Consider the following 18,199-nt stretch of genomic DNA (forward strand, 5'->3'; position numbering starts at 1 on the left):
GGCCATCTAGGAAGAAAATTGCTCGCCGGTAGCCGGTCTTTGTTGATCGTAATCAAGTGATATAAACCTGACATCGTAGATAATTTGCGGTGCATTGGGGTAATTAAAGAAGTATCCAGTGACAGCCTGAGTCCCCCCACGGTGAAACAGGACGTTGTTTGATCAAAAAAGAATCCTCAATTCTTAAAATCAATTAGGAAAGTCGCTATGAGTAGTAACTTGGCAACCGCTGGTGAGCAGCCGGCATACAACTACGATATAGTACGTAAATTCGCCGTGATGACCGTCGTTTGGGGCGTGGTCGGAATGTCGGTGGGCGTACTGATCGCGTCACAGCTAGCCTGGCCGCAGCTGAATGACATTATGCAACCGTTTACGCACTTTGGTCGCTTGCGCCCATTACACACCAATGCGGTTATTTTTGCGTTTGGTGGCTGTGCTCTGTTTGCAACCTCTTATTACGTAGTACAACGTACCTGTCAGGCACCTTTATGGGGTGGCTTTTTGGTACCGTTTACCTTTTGGGGTTGGCAGCTGGTGATTGTATTGGCCGCCGTGACGCTGCCATTGGGGATGACCTCTTCCAAAGAGTACGCTGAGTTGGAGTGGCCGATTGATATTCTGATCACGTTGGTCTGGGTGTCCTACGGTATTGTATTCTTCGGTACGATCATCAAACGAAAAACCTCCCACATCTATGTGGCGAACTGGTTCTTCGGTGCCTTTATTCTGACCGTAGCGATTCTGCACGTAGTGAACTCAGCGGCGATTCCTGTCACGTTGACCAAATCCTACTCGGCCTACGCCGGTGCGATGGATGCAATGATCCAGTGGTGGTACGGCCACAATGCGGTAGGCTTCTTCCTGACAGCGGGCTTCCTGGGTATCATGTATTACTTCGTACCGAAGCAGGCTGAGCGTCCGGTTTACTCCTATCGTCTTTCCATCATCCATTTCTGGGCCTTGATCTCTCTGTACATCTGGGCTGGTCCTCACCACTTGCACTACACGGCTTTGCCTGACTGGACTCAAGGTGTTGGTATGGTGATGTCCCTGATTCTGTTGGCTCCGTCCTGGGGTGGCATGATTAACGGCATCATGACCCTGTCTGGCGCATGGCACAAACTGCGCACTGACCCAACACTTCGCTTCTTGGTGGTTTCATTGTCTTTCTACGGTATGTCTACCTTTGAAGGTCCAATGATGTCTATCAAGACAGTAAACGCTTTGTCTCACTACACTGACTGGACAATTGGTCACGTACACTCCGGCGCGCTTGGCTGGGTTGCTATGGTGTCTATTGGCGCTTTGTATCACTTGATTCCTGCTTTGCTGGGTCGCAAGGATATGTGGAGTGTGAAGTTGGTGAATATGCACTTCTGGATGGCAACCATCGGTACTGTACTGTACATCGCCTCCATGTGGGTAAACGGCATTATGCAGGGCTTGATGTGGCGTGCATTCAATGCTGACGGCACCTTGACCTACAGCTTTGTAGAATCTGTAGAAGCCAGTTACCCCGGTCACTATGTTCGTGTACTGGGTGGCTTTATCTTCCTGCTGGGCATGTTTTTTATGGCGTATAACACCTACCGCACATTCCAAGCTGAATCTGAAAATGCAACGGCTGCACAGCCTCAGTCAGCGTAAGGTAGAGGAGAGATAACCGTGAAGAATCACGATAAAGTAGAAAAAAATATCGGCCTGATGATGATCCTGATGGTCGTGGCCATCAGTTTCGGTGCGCTGGTTGAAATCGTGCCTCAGTTCTTTAACAAAGCGACGACTGAGCCGATTGAAGGTCTGAAACCATACACTGCCTTGCAGCTGGAAGGTCGTGATATTTACATCCGTGAAGGTTGTAACGTATGTCACTCCCAGATGGTGCGCCCATTCCGCTCTGAGACCGAGCGTTATGGACACTATTCAGTGGCGGGTGAGTCGGTCTATGACCACCCATTCCTGTGGGGCTCTAAGCGTACCGGTCCAGACTTGGCCCGTGTTGGCGGTCGTTACTCTGATGAGTGGCATCGTGCACACTTGTACAACCCACGAAATGTAGTCCCTGAATCCAACATGCCTGCTTTCCCTTGGTTGTTTGACAATGTGTTAGATCACAAGGTCACACCTAAGAAAATGGAAGCATTGCGTGCCTTGGGTGTGCCTTACACCGATGCAGATATTGCAGGTGCTGAGGAAGCTGTAAAAGACAAAACCGAAATTCAAGCTTTGGTGGCGTATTTGCAGAACCTGGGTTTGTTGTTGAAACAGAAGCGTTAATAACTGGGTAAAGCGTTATGGATATTAACGATTGGCGTGGCATATCAACCGTCTTTTTGATGATTGTTTTTATTGCAACCTGGATTTGGTTGTGGAGTAGCAAGCGTAAGAAGGGATTTGATGAAGCTGCAAACTTACCGTTCGCTGACGAAGAGGAACATCAACAGTCGGCAACAGAAAAAGACGCTCGTTCCAGCAACGCTGAATAAAGGTATTTGAATATGTTGACTACATTTTGGAGTTGGTGGGTAATTTTACTGACCTTGACCAACTTAGTTTTGATCTGCTGGGTTCTGTTCGCGAACAAGAAAGTTGCTGTGAACGATGAAGACGATCCAGAAAACGAAACCACTGGCCACGTTTACGATGGCATTGAAGAGTATGACAACCCACTGCCCAAGTGGTGGTTCCAGATGTTTGTGATCACTCTGATTTTCGGTGCTATTTACTTTGCTTTGTACCCTGCGTTGGGTAACTGGAAAGGTTTCCTGGGCTGGACCTCTATCGGCCAGTGGGAAGCTGAAGTTGAAAAAGCCAATGTGAAATATTCCGAGACTTTTGGCCAGTATCAGGACATGTCTATCGAAGACATCGCTAACGATCCGAAAGCAATGAAGATCGGTACGCGTTTGTTCTCTAACAACTGTGCGGTCTGCCATGGCGCAGATGGTGGCGGTAACGTGGGCTTTCCGAACCTGACCGACAAAGATTGGTTGTACGGCGGTTCACCGGCTGAAATCGAAATGAGTATTACCCATGGTCGTAACGGTGCGATGCCACCTTGGGGTGATGTGATCGGTGAAGACGGTGTTGTTGCTGTGGCTGAATACGTTCTGAAAATGTCCGGCCAGGAGCATGATGACAGTAAAGTCGAGAAAGGTATGCAGGTTTACAATACGACCTGTGTGGCTTGTCATGGCCCGGATGGTACCGGTAACAAAATGTTGGGTGCGCCCAACTTGACCGACAGCATCTGGTTGTACGAAGGTACCGGAGAAGGCATTCGTCACTCGGTACGTAGTGGTCGTGCGAACGTTATGCCAGCTCAGGCTGACAAGCTTCGTGCCGACAAGATTCGTATGTTGACCGCGTATGTATACAGCTTGTCTCAAGATTAATTTTATTAATCGATAGCGAGCAAGGCGCCACCCTGAGTGATCAGTGTGGCGTTTTTTGTATCTGCAATCATTCAGTTAATACACAAGCTTGCCGATAGCGTAAAAATAACGGGGGAAAGGATTCGGGTTTTACTTGATCCAGTGCAAGCAAATGCATGTATATAAGCTAGTGTTAAAGTACCAAAAGGTTTAACATTCGCGCCATAAAGTCTGAGTCTGTGAACGGGAGAAAAAGCCCTTGGAGCACAGCTTTTACAATGGTGTCATTTCTATCAACCTTGGCGTCAAACCGGGCGATCAGGGCACAAGAACCGCTAAAGCGGCACGAGCGAATGATGAGAAGCATGTCAAAACATGCGACAGCCGTGATACCCGGATAAACCGGGTAAATCTGAAGAGGTCTCGTTGTGACTGATAAGATTCCTACCACTGAAGTGGATAGTAAACCCCAAAAGCAGTACATCGATCTGTACGCTGGATCGAATAAAATTTATACCCGTAAAGTTAAAGGCTTTTATCAGCGTCTGCGTCGATACACGGGTATTCCGTTGTTGCTAGGCTTCTTGTTGTTGCCCTGGTTTAACATTGAAGGGCGTCAGGCTGTGCTGTTTGATTTGCCCGAGCGAAAATTCCATATTCTTTGGACGACCTTTTGGCCACAGGATTTTATGCTGCTGGCTTGGTTGCTGATTATTGCGGCCTTCGCTTTGTTTACCGTTACCGTTCTGGTTGGGCGAGTGTGGTGTGGCTTTACTTGCCCGCAGACAGTTTGGACTCTGATGTACATATGGGCTGAGGACAAATGTGAAGGTGACCGCAATGCCCGTATAAAGCTCGATAAAGCGCCTTGGAGTTTTGAGAAAATCCGCAAGAAAGCGTCCAAGCATGGTTTGTGGTTGTTGATTGCTTTTGTCACCGGTTTTACGTTTATTGGCTATTTCTATGGCGCCAGGGATTTAATCGTTGATCTTTTTACTTTTGACGCGCATCCGGCCGGCGTTTTCTGGGTCTTCTTCTTTACCGCAGCCACCTATGGAAATGCGGGCTTCCTGCGTGAGCAGGTGTGCAAATACATGTGCCCGTATGCTCGATTCCAGTCGGTTATGTACGACCGCGACACCATGTTGGTCACTTACGATGAAGCCCGTGGTGAAACTCGAGGTAAACGAAAAGCTCGTGAAGATTACAAATCCAAAGGTTTGGGTGATTGTATTGATTGCGGGTGGTGCGTGCAGGTTTGCCCGGTAGACATTGATATTCGCGACGGTCTGCAGTACGAGTGTATTGACTGTGGTTTGTGTGTGGATGCCTGTGACAGTGTGATGGATCGCATGAAATATCCACGAGGCCTCATTCGTTTTACGACACAGGATGCCCTGGAAACCGGAGAAACCCATGTATTGCGTCCGCGCTTTATCGGGTACGTGGCAGCAGTTGTCGTCATGATTGGCTTGTTCGCCTATACCATTGGCACTCGCACGCCATTGAGCGTTGATGTGATTCGTGATCGTGGTGCAAAGTTGTTCCGTGAAACCCCGGAGTATATCGAAAACGTTTATATGGTAAAAATTAACAACATGGGGCGCGGCGAAAGCTATTTCAGCGTGGCGGTGCAATCCGATGAAACCGGCAGTGCGTCTAGCGACTACCGGATGAAGAAAAAATATCGGGCCTTCCTTGAAGAAGGAGAAATTTTCTCCTTGCCGGTAAGTGTGCGCATCGATCGTGACAAACTGGGCTCTTCCAAATCAACCATTTATTTTGTGGTTGAGGCTGAAGACGATCCATCGGTTCATGCGATCCAGAAAGCCAGCTTCATTGGGCCGAGCAACAACTGACGTATTTGTGATACAAGGGGCTGTCGCATCAAAGCTATAGCCCTGATTTCCCTCTGGAATAGGGTCGCTGACATGCGGCCCTATTGCATTCTGGGAGGGCTGAAAAGTTACGCAAAACTTCACCCATAAGGGAATACGATTCTACTTGATCCAGATACAGCACTTTCAGCGGGCTTCGTTTATAATGCCCGCACTTTTAGAGCTCTGTCGTGAGCCGCTGGGCCGAGTGCCCATATTCAATCTAGCCAGTAATATGCTTTTGTAATTAGGATGCTGTTATGCCTGCACCCATTGAAGATACTGTACCTTGGTACAAGCAGTTCTACCCTTGGTTTTTAATTGCTTTACCCGGTTCTGTCGTTATTGCCTGTGCCATCACCATTTATCTGGCCGTCAATGCCGACGATTCGGTGGTCAGTGATAACTACTACAAAGATGGTCTGATGATTAACCAACGTCTGGAGCAGGACGAAAGAGCCAAGGCTCTGGGTTTGGCTGCGCAGCTGGAGTTTGACCTGGAAGTGGGGGATATCCTGATGGACATTACCGGCCTGGTCCAAGACCCAGAGCAATTGCAGCTCGAAATCATTCACCCGACCAATCACGAGTTCGACCGTATTGTTGTGCTGCACCGTTTGCAGGGTAACCGTTATCGTGGTGATCTGGAGCATCAGCTAACCTTCCGCCAATATTTGCGCTTGTCCCCGGTGGGCGATATCAACGAAGTTGAGTGGCGTCTGAATGGTGACATCAACTTTAAAGATTCCAAAATTGCTACGCTGGGGGCCCAGTGAACCAGGCTGCTGAAGAGCGCTGTTATCACTGCCAGTTAGACATTCCCGCCGGTGCAGATTTCCCTGTAGAAATTGAAGGCACCCTACAGCCCATGTGTTGCGTGGGCTGCCAAGCTGTCGCCAGTGCCATCGTTAGTGGTGGCTTGGCTCAGTTCTATCAATACCGCAGTGAAAGCGCCGACCGACCCGATGAAGACAAGCAACAAAGTTGGGCGGTTTATGACTTGCCGGAGGTGCAGCAAGACTTTGTGCTTTCCATGGAGGGCGAGGAAAAACAAGCACAGTTACTGCTCGGTGGGATTACCTGTGCGGCTTGTGTCTGGCTTATTGAGCAACATGTTCAGCGCTTGCCTCAAGTCAGTAAGGTTCGAGTGAATTCCAGCACTCATCGTTGCTGGATCAGTTACGATGAATCCAAAGGAGCACTCAGCGAAATCTTTGCCAGCCTGAGCGACATTGGTTTTCGCCCCCAGCCGGCAACCGATGAAAACCAGAATCGACTGCTTGATGACGAAAATCGTAAAGCGCTGCGTCGTTTGAGCATTGCCGGTCTCGGCATGATGCAAGTGGGCATGGTTGCTATTGCTCTCTACGGCGGCGAAATGTTCGGTATCAGCGAACAGTGGCAGGGTTACTTGCGTTTTGTGAGTTGGTTGTTTGCCAGTCCTGTGGTTTTTTACAGTGCCGTGCCGTTTTATCAGGCTGCTTGGCGAGCCATTAAAACCCGCCATTTAGTGATGGACGTTCCTGTCTCCATCGCGATTCTTCTGGCGTATTTTGCCAGCGTTTGGGCAACGATCAGTAACGGACCCGATGTCTATTTTGACTCGGTGTCGATGTTTACATTTCTACTGCTCATTGGCCGTTATTTGGAAATGCGCGCTCGTCACCGTGCGGGCTTTGCCGCTGGTAATCTGGCGCAGCTCTTACCGCCTACCGCCCATCGTTGTGACGAAGACAAGAATATTGAAACCGTGCCACTGAAACTGATCAAACCCGGCGAGACAGTGATGGTGATGTCAGGGGAAACCATTCCCTGCGACGGTTATGTGTTGGAAGGTCGAAGCCAGGTTGATGAATCCCTGTTGACCGGCGAGTCCATGGCAGTAGCCAAAACCGTCGGGCAAACGGTTGCGGCGGGTACGGTGAATGGCGAAAGCCCGCTCTGGATTAAAGTCAGTGCTCTTGGGGATAACACCCGCTTGTCGTCTATCTCACGCCTGGTGGCACAAGCCGAGCAGGAAAAACCGGCCCAGGTAGCGATTGCCGATCGGGTTTCAGCGTATTTTGTGGCAGCGGTGCTTTTGATTGCCAGTGCGGTATTTCTATTCTGGTGGCAGCACAAACCCGAAGACGCCTTGTGGATTACTCTCTCAGTTCTGGTGGTGACTTGTCCTTGTGCCCTGTCTTTGGCAACGCCGGTCGCGCTCACCGCAGCGACCAACCGATTGCGCCGGCAAGGCCTGTTAATTGTCAAAGGGCATGTAATCGAAACACTGACGAAACTTGATCGCGCTGTTTTTGATAAAACCGGCACTTTGACGGAAGGGCAGCCAACTGTTGAAAAAGTCGTATGTCATGGTGAGCTTGAGAACGACGACGTGTTGTCTTTGGCTGCGGCCCTTGAGCGAGGCAACAGTCATCCCATTGCGAAAGCGTTTCGAGGTTTTGAGCAACATCTCGATGTGGGTGACGTACAATCCCATACCGGTGCGGGTGTTAGCGGAACTTGGAAGGGAAAAGAAGTACGCCTGGGGCGTGCGGCTTTTGTGCTGCCTGCCAGCACTCTTGATACGCGAGCGATTGTGCTGGCGGTGGACGGACAGCTGGTCGCCGAAATATTTTTAGCCGATGCTTTGAGGGCAAGTGCTGCGCCAGCATTGAACGCTTTGCAGGACGACAACATCCATATTGAATTATTGTCTGGCGATGCCACTGCGACGGTATGCCACATTGCGGAACAGCTCAATATTCGCGATGCTAGCGCTATGGTGTCTCCCGAAGAGAAACTGGCGAAAGTGCAGTCTTATCAGGAACACGGTGATATTGTCATGATGGTGGGCGACGGCATTAATGATGTCCCCGTGTTGTCGGGTGCGGATGTTTCTGTAGCGATGTCGGGCGCCAGTGATATTGCCCAAACCCATGCCGACAGTTTGTTGCTCAGTGGCGATTTACAGGCCTTACCCAGAGCCATTGAAAGTAGCTTTTTAGCTCGTAAAATAATTGCTCAAAACATGACTTGGGCGATTGCTTACAATGTGTTGGCATTGCCTCTGGCGGCCGCCGGCTGGGTTCCCCCATACGCTGCTGCGATTGGAATGTCAGCGAGCTCGTTGATCGTGGTACTGAATGCACTGCGTTTAAACAAAGCGTAATTTTGAAACAGCAACGCTTGGCCAGCGTTTTATAAATAGCTCCAGAGGTATCAATGGACAGTTTGTATATCCTAATCCCCATTGCGATTGTGTTTGTCATTATCGCCGCCAAAGTATTTTTCTGGGCGGTTGATAATCATCAGTTTGATGATCTGGACACCGAGGGGCAGCGCATCTTATTTGATGATGACGCACCTGCAAAGAAGCGCGACAGTGCATCGAAGACCTCAAACTCCAACTCGGCTGATGCCAAATACGACTCCAGCGATAACGAGTCTCCTTAGAATACTATGAGCGATTTACTTTCCCTGTGGCCGGTGTTTCTGGCGACATTCAGTGTGGGCCTGCTGGGCAGTGGTCATTGCCTGGGAATGTGCGGTGGTATTGCCTCGGCGTTGGGTTTTGCTATTGGGCCCGAACAGCAGGGCAAGCGAACCGCTATTCTGTTCAGCTATAACCTGGGACGTGTATCGAGTTATACCCTGTTGGGCACAGTGGCCGGGATTCTTGGCAATCAAATTGGCGCAGCGTCGGTGCTGAGGGTGATTGCGGGCGCATTATTAATTGCCATGGGCTTGTACCTCGCGAACTGGTGGCGTGGGCTGAGTTATCTGGAAAAGCTGGGTGGCGTTTTATGGCGGTACATTCAGCCAATTACCAAATCATTATTACCCGTTCAACGTCCAGGCCAGGCTGTTTTACTGGGTTTGGCTTGGGGGCTATTGCCTTGTGGCATGGTCTACAGTGCTTTGGCGTATTCTGTAGCACAGGGCAGTGCAATGGGTGGGGCAGTTGCCATGTTGGGTTTTGGCATGGGAACTCTCCCGGCGGTTGTCGCCAGCGGTTGGGCAGCTCAGGGCTTTAAATCCGTTTTTCAAAATACTTGGGTTCGTCGCCTGTTTGCCATCAGTATTATCGTTTTTGGTATTTGGACACTCTGGATGCCACTGTCACACAGTGGGCATGATGCACACGGGCATCACGGTGCCCCAAGTAAGAGCGACATGCATCATGAGGGTATGAACCATCAAAATATGAATCACGGTAATATGAACCATGAAAATATGAATCATGAAGGCATGAATCACGACAAAATGGGCCATTCCAACAGCACCGATGAGGAGACCCAATAGGTCAAATTTGACCTCATCACATGCACCTCTTTCAACACCGTTTAAACGGTGTTTCCTAGGCTTATTCCATCAAAAGCGAATATAAATCACCTACTTCATTTGCGGTTAAATTCGTTGTTCGACGCTGGAAGCGTGGCGCGCCATTCGTCGCCTTGTGCAACTTTTGACTTGTCAGGAATGACACCTTATACATCGTGTGGACTTTTAAGTCTTTGATTTTAAAAGAGTCTCTCTCTACGCAAAATGCGCTTTTGTACAAAAAAATGCAGCCGGAAATCGACGAAAAAAACTGTGCTACTTTGAGTAAAGAAGTTTTTTTTCTGCCGATAGCAGGGTTACGAGGTACTTAGGGATTTCAGGCACGGAGCGCTACAAAAATTAAAGTGATTGCAAATTGAAATGAGCGGGAAGTGACAGTGCCATGAGAAAAAATTTACCAGTCAATGATAATGAGATTGAATTGCTGGAATCGTCGAACATTCTTTCGACCACTGATTTCCAGGGAAAAATCCGTTACGTAAACGATGACTTTATTAAAATCAGTGGTTTCGAAAAAGACGAACTGATTGGTGAAGATCATAATATTGTTCGCCACCCCGATATGCCGCCAGCTGCTTTTGCCAGCCTTTGGGGCTCGTTGAAATCCAATCGATCTTGGAAAGGCATAGTGAAAAACCGTTGTAAGGACGGTAGCTATTATTGGGTCGATGCTTATGCCATTCCGATTGTGAACGGCGACGATATTGAATACCAATCGGTTCGCCAGAAGGCTAAACCTGAGGTTATTGCCCGGGCAAAAGAAACGTACAGCAAAATTAACGACGGTGGTGGCCTGCCGTTTTTTCTGTCGACTCGAATTCAAAATGTGTTGGCATTGAGTGCGGCGAGCTTGCTGTGTGCAGGACTATCTGCCGCGTTATTTCCCGTGTCCTTGGTACAAGCGGGCATGTTGGCAGTGATGATGTTTATTGCCTTTGCTGGAGGCTTATATCTCTGCAATAAACCTATCCTTAATGCGATTGATGAGTGCAATAAGGTATCAGACGATATTCTGGCGCGTTACATCTACACGGGACGTCAGGACGATGCGGGCGGGATTTCATTTGCGCTGCAAATGTTGCGTTCCGAAGCGTCTGGTCTCATTGGGCGTATGCAGGCTACCTCAAAAGATTTTCAACATAAATCCAGTTTTGTCAGCGACTTGCTGAAGCAGAGCAAAGAGGAAACGCGTAAACAGTTTTCAGAAACAGATTCGGTTGCTACCGCTGCAAATGAAATGAGTGCAAGCATTCAGGAAGTGGCCAGCAATGCTCAATTGGCTGCCGATTCTGCTGTCGGCGCCCGAGATTCGGCTCTGTCTGGAAAATCCGTCGTACAAGATACTCAAGCTTTGATTGAATCGTTCAAAAATGAAATGGAAAGTGTGTCTACTTCGCTCAACAAAGTGGAGCAGGACGGAAATAACATTAGCTCCATTTTAGATGTGATTAAAAACGTCGCCGAGCAAACCAATTTGCTTGCACTGAACGCGGCGATTGAAGCGGCGCGTGCCGGGGAAATGGGCCGAGGGTTTGCGGTCGTAGCCGAAGAAGTGCGTACATTGGCTAATCGTACCCAGGATTCTACAGCACAAATTGAATCGATGATTGTCGCATTACAGAGCAGTACCAAAGAGTCCGTCAGCATGATGGGGCAGGGTATTGCTCAGGCCAGCGAGTGTATGGAAAAAGCGACCCAGGCTGTGGATTCGCTGGAAGCCATTGAACGAGCAATCGACAGTATCAATGGCATGAACCAACAGATTTCCGCCGCGGTTGAACAACAATCCAATGTTTCTGATGATATCAGTCGCAGTGTGACCCATATCCGCGACAGTTCTGAAACCAATCTCCAGAGTGCCGAAACCTCGGACAGCGAAAGTCAGGAGATTGATCACTCAGCGAAAGGTCTACATTATCTATCCGAATTCTTCTGGGATAGAAATCGTCGCTTGAGTCGCTAAATTTAACGGCATAGCTTCGCTGTGTCGTTAGTGCCTGCCGTCATTATCAGGGCCTTTTAGGGTGTGAAAGCGCGAGGAAACGATATTTGCTTCGGCGAGTTTCCTCTGCCATTTGGGGGAGTCAGTGGTTAAACCCAGGACCCGGAGCGGTTCTGGGTTTGTCCATTTCCGGCCTTTCAATACCTAATCAACGGTGGCCGCTGTCATCGGTCTGTCATTCTTTTACCTGTAAAGTGACTAGACCTCCGAGCCTCATTCTGCCAGTATTGTGCCCAGACAATAAAACCTTTCCTGAGATAAAGGTCATGCCACTTTGTTGGGTATCACGCTGTAGATGCCTTATGAGTAGGTTCTAGCCCGAGATAGTCCTATGTCCACACATATTGAAGTTCTGGAATCGTTTGATAGCTTTCAAAGCCATGTGAGCAACACCTTTTTTGATATGAGTTGTGTGCCCGTGGAAAATGACAGCGGTCGCTTTCAGAGTCGGATTGAGGCCCGGGAAATGAGCAAGCTGGGCGTTGTGGACATCACCAGTAGTGCAATCAATGTCTTTCGTCGCAAAGCTCATATGTCGACGATTGAAACCCCCCAGTATTTAGTGAAATTCCAGACCTCTGGCGAAGGCCTGGTGCGTCAGCGAGGTCAAGAGGCTCATCTTAGGCCCGGCGATTTTGTCTTGTGCAGCAACACCGAACCCTACGAATTGCACTTTCCTGAGTTCTACCGCCAAATTGTGTTGGCAGTCCCCCAGGCCGCTCTGCAGCAGGCCGTACGAGAACCCGACAGCTTTCTCGGGCAACGCATGGCGGCCGACGTTGGCGCCAATGGGCTCCTGAGTCAAATGGTTCACAGTATGGGGCCCATGTTGGACAATATGGACCCACTGCTGGCTTCCAAGCTGGAAAACAATGTATTTGATTTGCTGGCCACCGCATTGGAGCATGGCCAGACCCGGCCCCGCATCGACAATGATGGTGTCAAAACAGAGCATTTGTTCCGAATTAAAGCCTTCATCCGAAAGCATCTGGGCGATTCCCGCCTATGCCCTGATTGGATTGCCAAGGCACACGATATCAGCACGCGTTATCTCCATATGCTGTTTAATGATGAGAATACTTCGGTATCTCGCTACATTCAGAGAGAGCGAGTGGAAGCTTGCAAGAACTGCTTCGACGACCCCGGTATGGACATCTACACCATTACTGAAATTGCCTTCCGTTGGGGGTTTAACGACGCCTCTCACTTTAATCGGGTGTTCAAGTCGGCCTATGGTATTACCCCTCGTCAGTATCGCCAACGCCACCACCTTCAGGGCTAATCCGTCAAAGTGAATTCGTGTACCGAGTACTGTTTTTGGTTAAAGTGATACGAGAAATCTATTTTTTCTATCTATTTTGTATCTTTATGTGTAATCTAAGTGCTTTGCAATCCGAGCAGACCGTTCGCTGAATTGGCGGTTTGGCCAGAGACATGCCCACAGAATAATGAGGAGTGATTATGAGCTTTGAAACCATTGAGTTCTCCATAAACAACGGTGTCGCGGTTTTGACGTTGAACCGTCCCGACAACCTCAACAGCTTCAATACCCAGATGCACGAGGAGGTACGGCAGGCGATTACGCAAGTGCGTACGGGTGGTGAAGCCCGTTGTCTGCTGATTACCGCCAATGGGCGTGGCTTTTGTGCGGGGCAGGATTTGGGAGATCGTTCGGTCTCTGCTGATGGTCAGATGCCAGATTTAGGTGATTCTGTAGAGAAAAACTACAACCCTCTGATTCGTTCAATTCACAATCTGGACATGCCAGTGGTGTGTGCCGTCAATGGTGTGGCGGCGGGCGCTGGTGCGAGTATTGCTCTGGCTTGCGACATTGTGTTGGCGGCGAAGAGCGCCAGCTTTATTCAGGCCTTCTGTAAAATCGGATTGATTCCGGATTCTGGGGGGACCTGGGCTTTACCTCGTTTGGTGGGTTTGGCGCGTGCAAAAGGCTTAGCCTTACTCGGCGATAAGTTGTCTGCTGAGCAAGCGGAAAAATGGGGGCTGATCTGGGAGTGCGTTGAGGATGCGGAGTTGATGGAAAAAGCCAACGCTTTGGCGACCCATTTTGCCAGTCAGCCCACGAAAGGTTTAGCCATGACCAAGCGCGCTTTGCGTGAGTCCACTTCGAACAGTTTGCACGAACAATTGGAACTGGAAAAAGAATATATGCGCATTGGTGGCCGCACGGAAGATTACAAAGAAGGCGTTGCGGCTTTTAAGGAAAAGCGCAAGCCAGAATTCAAAGGGCGTTAAGACATGGCTGAACAATACCGTGCAGCAGACGTCGCGCAAATGAGCCCGGAAGCATTGGCTCAGGCATCGGCTAATGCCTTGTTTGAGCGGGATATTGCTGCCCAGGATATGGGCATTGATATCGTTAGCGTAGGGCCTGGTCGAGCTGAATTGAGTATGACCGTTCAGAATCGCATGCTGAATGGGCATGCGACTTGCCATGGCGGTTATTTGTTTGCTCTGGCCGATACGGCCTTTGCCTACGCTTGCAACAGTCGTAATCAAAATACTGTGGCTGGCGGTTGCTCTATCGAATACCTCGCGCCGGGTCGTGAAGGTGATCGCTTAACCGCCGTGGCGGAAGAGCGTTCTCTTGCCGGCCGTACCGGTTGTTACGATATTTCTATTTATAATCAGGACGAAACTCTGCTCGCATTGTTTCGTGGTAAGTCTTACAAAATTCGCGGCGCGGTGATTGCTGGCAGTGACGCGGAATAAAAGCAATAGTTCTAGCTTGAGGAAATTATGAAAGACGCATTTATTTGTGACGCTATTCGAACCCCGATTGGTCGCTATGGTGGCAGCTTATCGAAAGTCCGTGCCGATGACTTGGGTGCAATTCCAATGAAGGCGTTGCTGGAGCGCAACCCCGGTGTTGACTGGACGCAATTGGATGAGGTGTTTTACGGCTGTGCGAACCAGGCGGGTGAAGACAACCGCAATGTTGCACGCATGTCGGCGTTATTGGCGGGCCTGCCCATTGAAGCGCCAGGTTCAACCATCAACCGATTGTGCGGCTCAGGCATGGATGCGGTTGGTATGGCCGCCCGCAGCATTAAAGCCGGCGAGGCGGACCTGATTGTTGCCGGTGGTGTTGAATCCATGTCTCGTGCTCCGATGGTGATGGGCAAAGCGGAAACGGCGTTTAGTCGCAATGCTGAAATATTCGATACCACAATCGGTTGGCGATTTGTGAACAAACAAATGAAGTCACAGTATGGCATCGATTCCATGCCGGAGACGGCCGAAAATGTTGCGGAAGATTTTAACGTTTCACGCGAAGATCAGGACAAGATGGCGCTGGCCAGTCAAATGAAAGCCGCTGCGGCACAGCGTGAAGGACGTTTTGACGATGAAATTGTTTCGGTCACCATTCCTCAGCGTAAAGGTGACCCGATTGTTGTCGACAAAGATGAGCATCCTCGCGAAACCAGTCTCGACGCGTTGGCGAAACTGCGTGCACCTTTCCGTGATGGTGGTAGTGTGACAGCGGGCAATGCCTCAGGTGTGAACGATGGTGCTTGCGCATTGCTGGTGGCGTCTGCTGAAGCCGTTGAACAGCATGGGCTGACTGCAAAAGCGAAAGTTGTCGCTATGGCGACCGCGGGTGTTGAGCCGCGCATTATGGGTATCGGTCCGGCACCTGCGTCCAAAAAAGTGTTGGCTAAAGCCGGCTTGAGCATTGATGACATGGATGTGATTGAGCTGAATGAAGCCTTTGCAGCTCAGGGCTTGGCCACTTTGCGTGAACTGGGTGTGGCAGATGATGATGCTCGAGTGAATCCAAATGGCGGAGCAATTGCATTGGGTCATCCTCTGGGGATGTCGGGTGCACGTCTGGTGACGACGGCAATGTATCAGTTGCATCGCACGGGCGGTCGCTACGCCTTGTGCACGATGTGCATTGGTGTGGGACAAGGCATCGCTTTGATCATCGAGCGAGTGTAATCGCGAGTAAGAAGCTCGTTACCGCGAGCTCCTTATGCTGAGGCTTGTATTACAATGTTAAGCTGTATTGCCAAAACAGATAGATGGGAAGGCAAGTCAACAGCCTGACACATTCTCTGTTCATTATCCCTTCTCGGTTCTCCAGTGATTTCCCTATCCAATACAAGTGCATGGCGAAACAACTGCTCATAATTGCATTGAAGGCCAGGCTTTGTTGATCCGCAACGGACAAAAAAGCCATCAAGCCTAAAATCACCATAAAAAATTGCAAAACAAAATACCACTGCAGCCATGGCTGTGGGTGAGCATCAAATTTTTGATAGTGCTCGTCACGCTTTTCCAAAGGGAAGCGGTCGTTAACATCCGCAGGGCGCCAACCCGTAGGCATAAACCAAATACGCAATTTGTCTCGCCAATGTGCGGTATACCAGCTGTCTCTGGCAAGTTGATGATAAAAAGCCACATTCGCCCAGATAGGGTTCCAGCTTCTCAAAGGCGTTGAAATTCCGTATCGCACAGGTTCATCTTCTAGCTCTTCCTGATAGCTGCCGAACAAGCGGTCCCAGATTATAAATACACCACCATAGTTTTTATCCATATAGCGTGGGTTGCAGCCGTGATGCACTCGGTGACTGGAGGGTGTGACCATAATGTTTTCAAGCCAGCCCAATTTAGGAATGTGGCGTGTGTGAATCCAGAACTGATACAACAGATCCAGCGTACCGGCAAAAATAAACACGTACAGCGGAATTCCGGCCAATGCCATCGGGACGTAAAACACCCAGCTGAAGACCCAGCTAAAACTGGTTTGGCGGAAAGAGGTGGCCAGATTGTACTCTTCACTTTGGTGGTGCACAGAGTGGGCGGCCCAGAGAATATTGCGTTCATGTCCCAGGCGATGATTCCAATAGTAGCAAACGTCATAGGCAATAAAACCCACAACCCATACCCACAGCGCAGAGCTGGGCAGTTCCTGCGGAGCAAATTGCAAGAAGAAGTTATAGATGGCGATGGTCATGAATTTGCTGAGCGTGTTACTGCTGATATTCAGCACTCCAGTGGAGAGGGTGTTGATGGTATCGGTGATTCGATACCAGTCCTTCTTTCGAAGTACCGTAGCAATAATCTCGATAAGAAAGAGCAGCATGAACAGAGGAATGCCCATGGCGAAGAGGTCGGGTGCTTGATCCATTGTGAGCCGTCTTTATTGTTTTCTTTTAGTGTACCTGAAGCGATTGGAAGGGCATTGGGTCAATAACGCTATTTTTTTGCTTTATCCATGCGGCCCTGATTTCCCTAAAGATATCGCTTGTCGGGCTTGACGACGTCGGGGCAGAGGTGGCGATGGTCGGGCTTCGGTGCTGCTTGGGAGATTGCTGAGTTGGTTGAATGGGCTGTTGTTTGGGTACTTTTGGTCAATGAAAGAGAGTCGAATTAAGAATAAGGGTGGGCTGCTTATTCTTAACTTATTGATTTTATTGGATAAAATGACCTTAAAATAAAATGATACACAAATATTGACTAAATCCTGCAAAAACGTATCATAAACGCATAAAGTAAATTCAGCTGGTGCATCTGCTCAGTCATTGTTTCAAGTGTGTTGTCTTTGAAGCAGGGTGGAGTGAATGACCAGGCTAACGCAGTGATAAGCCCAGGAGGAACGACAATAATGACTCCGCAAGATCAAGTCGTCGATATCGACGCATTGGAAAAAGAGTTTCAGGATCGCGTTGACGCCGAAAAGAAAATCGAGCCCAAAGATTGGATGCCTGAGGCTTACCGCCGTACGTTGATTCGTCAGATTTCCCAGCACGCCCACTCAGAGGTGGTCGGTCAGTTGCCGGAAGGTAACTGGATTACCCGTGCTCCATCCCTGCGCCGCAAAGCCATTTTATTGGCCAAGGTTCAGGACGAAGCGGGCCACGGTTTGTATTTGTACAGTGCGGCCGAAACTCTGGGTTCTTCTCGTGAGCAAATGATTGATGATCTGCATGCGGGTAAGGCGAAGTACTCCAGTATTTTCAACTATCCGACGTTGAGTTGGGCCGATGTACCGGCTATTGGTTGGCTGGTAGATGGGGCGGCGATCGTAAATCAGGTGGCCTTGTGTCGGACATCTTATGGGCCCTATTCTCGCGCAATGATTCGTGTCTGTAAGGAAGAAAGCTTCCATGCCCGTCAAGGTTTCGAAGGGATGCTGGCTCTGGCTCGTGGTAACGAGGCCCAGAAGAAGATGTGTCAGGATGCGATCAATCGCTATTGGTGGCCCGCCTTGATGATGTTTGGTCCTAGCGACGCCGAATCACCCAACTCTGCACAATCCATGAAGTGGAAAATCAAACGTTTTTCCAACGATGAGCTACGCCAGAAGTTCGTCGACCAGACTGTTCCCCAGATCGAATACTTGGGAATGGAAGTGCCTGATCCCGATTGCAAATGGAACGAAGAGCGTGGTCACTATGATATTGGTGAAATGCCATGGGATGAGTTCTTTGCCGTAGTTAAAGGCCATGGTCCTTGTAACCATGAACGTTTGCAGGCTCGCCAAAAAGCCCACGATGAAGGCAATTGGGTTCGTGAAGCTGCATTGGCTTATCAGAAGAAGCAAGCCAATAAAAAACAATCCGTCGCCTGAGCGATATAGCTGAAATTAGCGC

General features: G+C 49.5%; 16 protein-coding genes. 15 read left to right on the plus strand and 1 reads right to left on the minus strand.

From position 1 onward, the window contains the following. The first annotated feature begins 207 nt into the window (after positions 1-207). The 14 genes from ccoN to pcaF all read left to right on the plus strand — a co-directional run bounded on the left by ccoN (position 208) and on the right by pcaF (position 15,542). Entirely contained in the window at positions 208-1,650 is a 1,443-nt protein-coding gene (ccoN, locus tag ABWW03_RS15045) for a cytochrome-c oxidase, cbb3-type subunit I (RefSeq protein ID WP_353409553.1), read from the plus strand. An 18-nt stretch (positions 1,651-1,668) separates the two neighbouring features. After that, complete coding sequence (gene ccoO, locus ABWW03_RS15050) at positions 1,669-2,280, plus strand: cytochrome-c oxidase, cbb3-type subunit II (protein ID WP_353409555.1); 612 nt, start codon at positions 1,669-1,671, stop codon at positions 2,278-2,280. Positions 2,281-2,297: 17 nt separating this feature from the next. Then, the gene (locus ABWW03_RS15055; protein ID WP_353409557.1) at positions 2,298-2,489 is read left to right on the plus strand and encodes a cbb3-type cytochrome oxidase subunit 3; all 192 of its coding nucleotides are present in this window, start codon (positions 2,298-2,300) and stop codon (positions 2,487-2,489) included. Positions 2,490-2,504: 15 nt separating this feature from the next. Further along, a complete protein-coding gene (ccoP, locus tag ABWW03_RS15060) occupies positions 2,505-3,398 on the plus strand; it encodes a cytochrome-c oxidase, cbb3-type subunit III (RefSeq protein WP_353409871.1) in 894 nt (297 codons plus the stop codon). Positions 3,399-3,805: 407 nt separating this feature from the next. Further along, the gene (gene ccoG, locus ABWW03_RS15065; protein WP_353409559.1) at positions 3,806-5,236 is read left to right on the plus strand and encodes a cytochrome c oxidase accessory protein CcoG; all 1,431 of its coding nucleotides are present in this window, start codon (positions 3,806-3,808) and stop codon (positions 5,234-5,236) included. A 278-nt stretch (positions 5,237-5,514) separates the two neighbouring features. Further along, positions 5,515-6,030: a FixH family protein gene (locus ABWW03_RS15070; RefSeq protein WP_353409561.1), complete on the plus strand. Its 516-nt coding sequence runs from the start codon at positions 5,515-5,517 to the stop codon at positions 6,028-6,030. Next, the gene (locus tag ABWW03_RS15075; protein ID WP_353409563.1) at positions 6,027-8,408 is read left to right on the plus strand and encodes a heavy metal translocating P-type ATPase; all 2,382 of its coding nucleotides are present in this window, start codon (positions 6,027-6,029) and stop codon (positions 8,406-8,408) included. The genes ABWW03_RS15070 and ABWW03_RS15075 overlap by 4 nt, the downstream gene beginning before the upstream one ends. 53 nt (positions 8,409-8,461) lie before the next feature. After that, complete coding sequence (ccoS, locus tag ABWW03_RS15080) at positions 8,462-8,692, plus strand: cbb3-type cytochrome oxidase assembly protein CcoS (protein WP_353409565.1); 231 nt, start codon at positions 8,462-8,464, stop codon at positions 8,690-8,692. Positions 8,693-8,698: 6 nt separating this feature from the next. After that, entirely contained in the window at positions 8,699-9,541 is an 843-nt protein-coding gene (locus ABWW03_RS15085; protein WP_353409567.1) for a sulfite exporter TauE/SafE family protein, read from the plus strand. Between the two features lie 421 nt (positions 9,542-9,962). Then, complete coding sequence (locus tag ABWW03_RS15090) at positions 9,963-11,543, plus strand: methyl-accepting chemotaxis protein (protein ID WP_353409569.1); 1,581 nt, start codon at positions 9,963-9,965, stop codon at positions 11,541-11,543. A gap of 370 nt (positions 11,544-11,913) precedes the next feature. Continuing rightward, positions 11,914-12,864, plus strand: a complete 951-nt coding sequence (locus ABWW03_RS15095) for a helix-turn-helix domain-containing protein (protein WP_353409571.1) — start codon at positions 11,914-11,916, stop codon at positions 12,862-12,864. Between the two features lie 179 nt (positions 12,865-13,043). Continuing rightward, positions 13,044-13,835: a 2-(1,2-epoxy-1,2-dihydrophenyl)acetyl-CoA isomerase PaaG gene (gene paaG / locus ABWW03_RS15100; RefSeq protein WP_353409573.1), complete on the plus strand. Its 792-nt coding sequence runs from the start codon at positions 13,044-13,046 to the stop codon at positions 13,833-13,835. 3 nt (positions 13,836-13,838) lie between these two features. After that, complete coding sequence (gene paaI / locus ABWW03_RS15105) at positions 13,839-14,312, plus strand: hydroxyphenylacetyl-CoA thioesterase PaaI (protein WP_353409575.1); 474 nt, start codon at positions 13,839-13,841, stop codon at positions 14,310-14,312. 27 nt (positions 14,313-14,339) lie between these two features. Beyond that, entirely contained in the window at positions 14,340-15,542 is a 1,203-nt protein-coding gene (pcaF, locus tag ABWW03_RS15110; RefSeq protein ID WP_353409577.1) for a 3-oxoadipyl-CoA thiolase, read from the plus strand. A 49-nt stretch (positions 15,543-15,591) separates the two neighbouring features. On the opposite strand, the gene ABWW03_RS15115 is transcribed toward pcaF, so the two are convergent. After that, positions 15,592-16,734 carry a sterol desaturase family protein gene (locus ABWW03_RS15115; RefSeq protein WP_353409579.1) on the minus strand — a complete coding sequence of 381 codons (1,143 nt, stop codon included), beginning with the start codon at positions 16,732-16,734 and terminating at the stop codon, positions 15,592-15,594. Positions 16,735-17,211: 477 nt separating this feature from the next. On the opposite strand from ABWW03_RS15115, the gene paaA reads away from it, so the two are divergent. Further along, entirely contained in the window at positions 17,212-18,177 is a 966-nt protein-coding gene (gene paaA / locus ABWW03_RS15120; protein ID WP_353409581.1) for a 1,2-phenylacetyl-CoA epoxidase subunit PaaA, read from the plus strand. The last annotated feature ends 22 nt before the right edge of the window (positions 18,178-18,199 follow it).

The sequence above is a fragment of the Pseudoteredinibacter isoporae genome (genome assembly GCF_040372805.1).
Lineage (GTDB): Bacteria > Pseudomonadota > Gammaproteobacteria > Pseudomonadales > Cellvibrionaceae > Pseudoteredinibacter > Pseudoteredinibacter isoporae_A.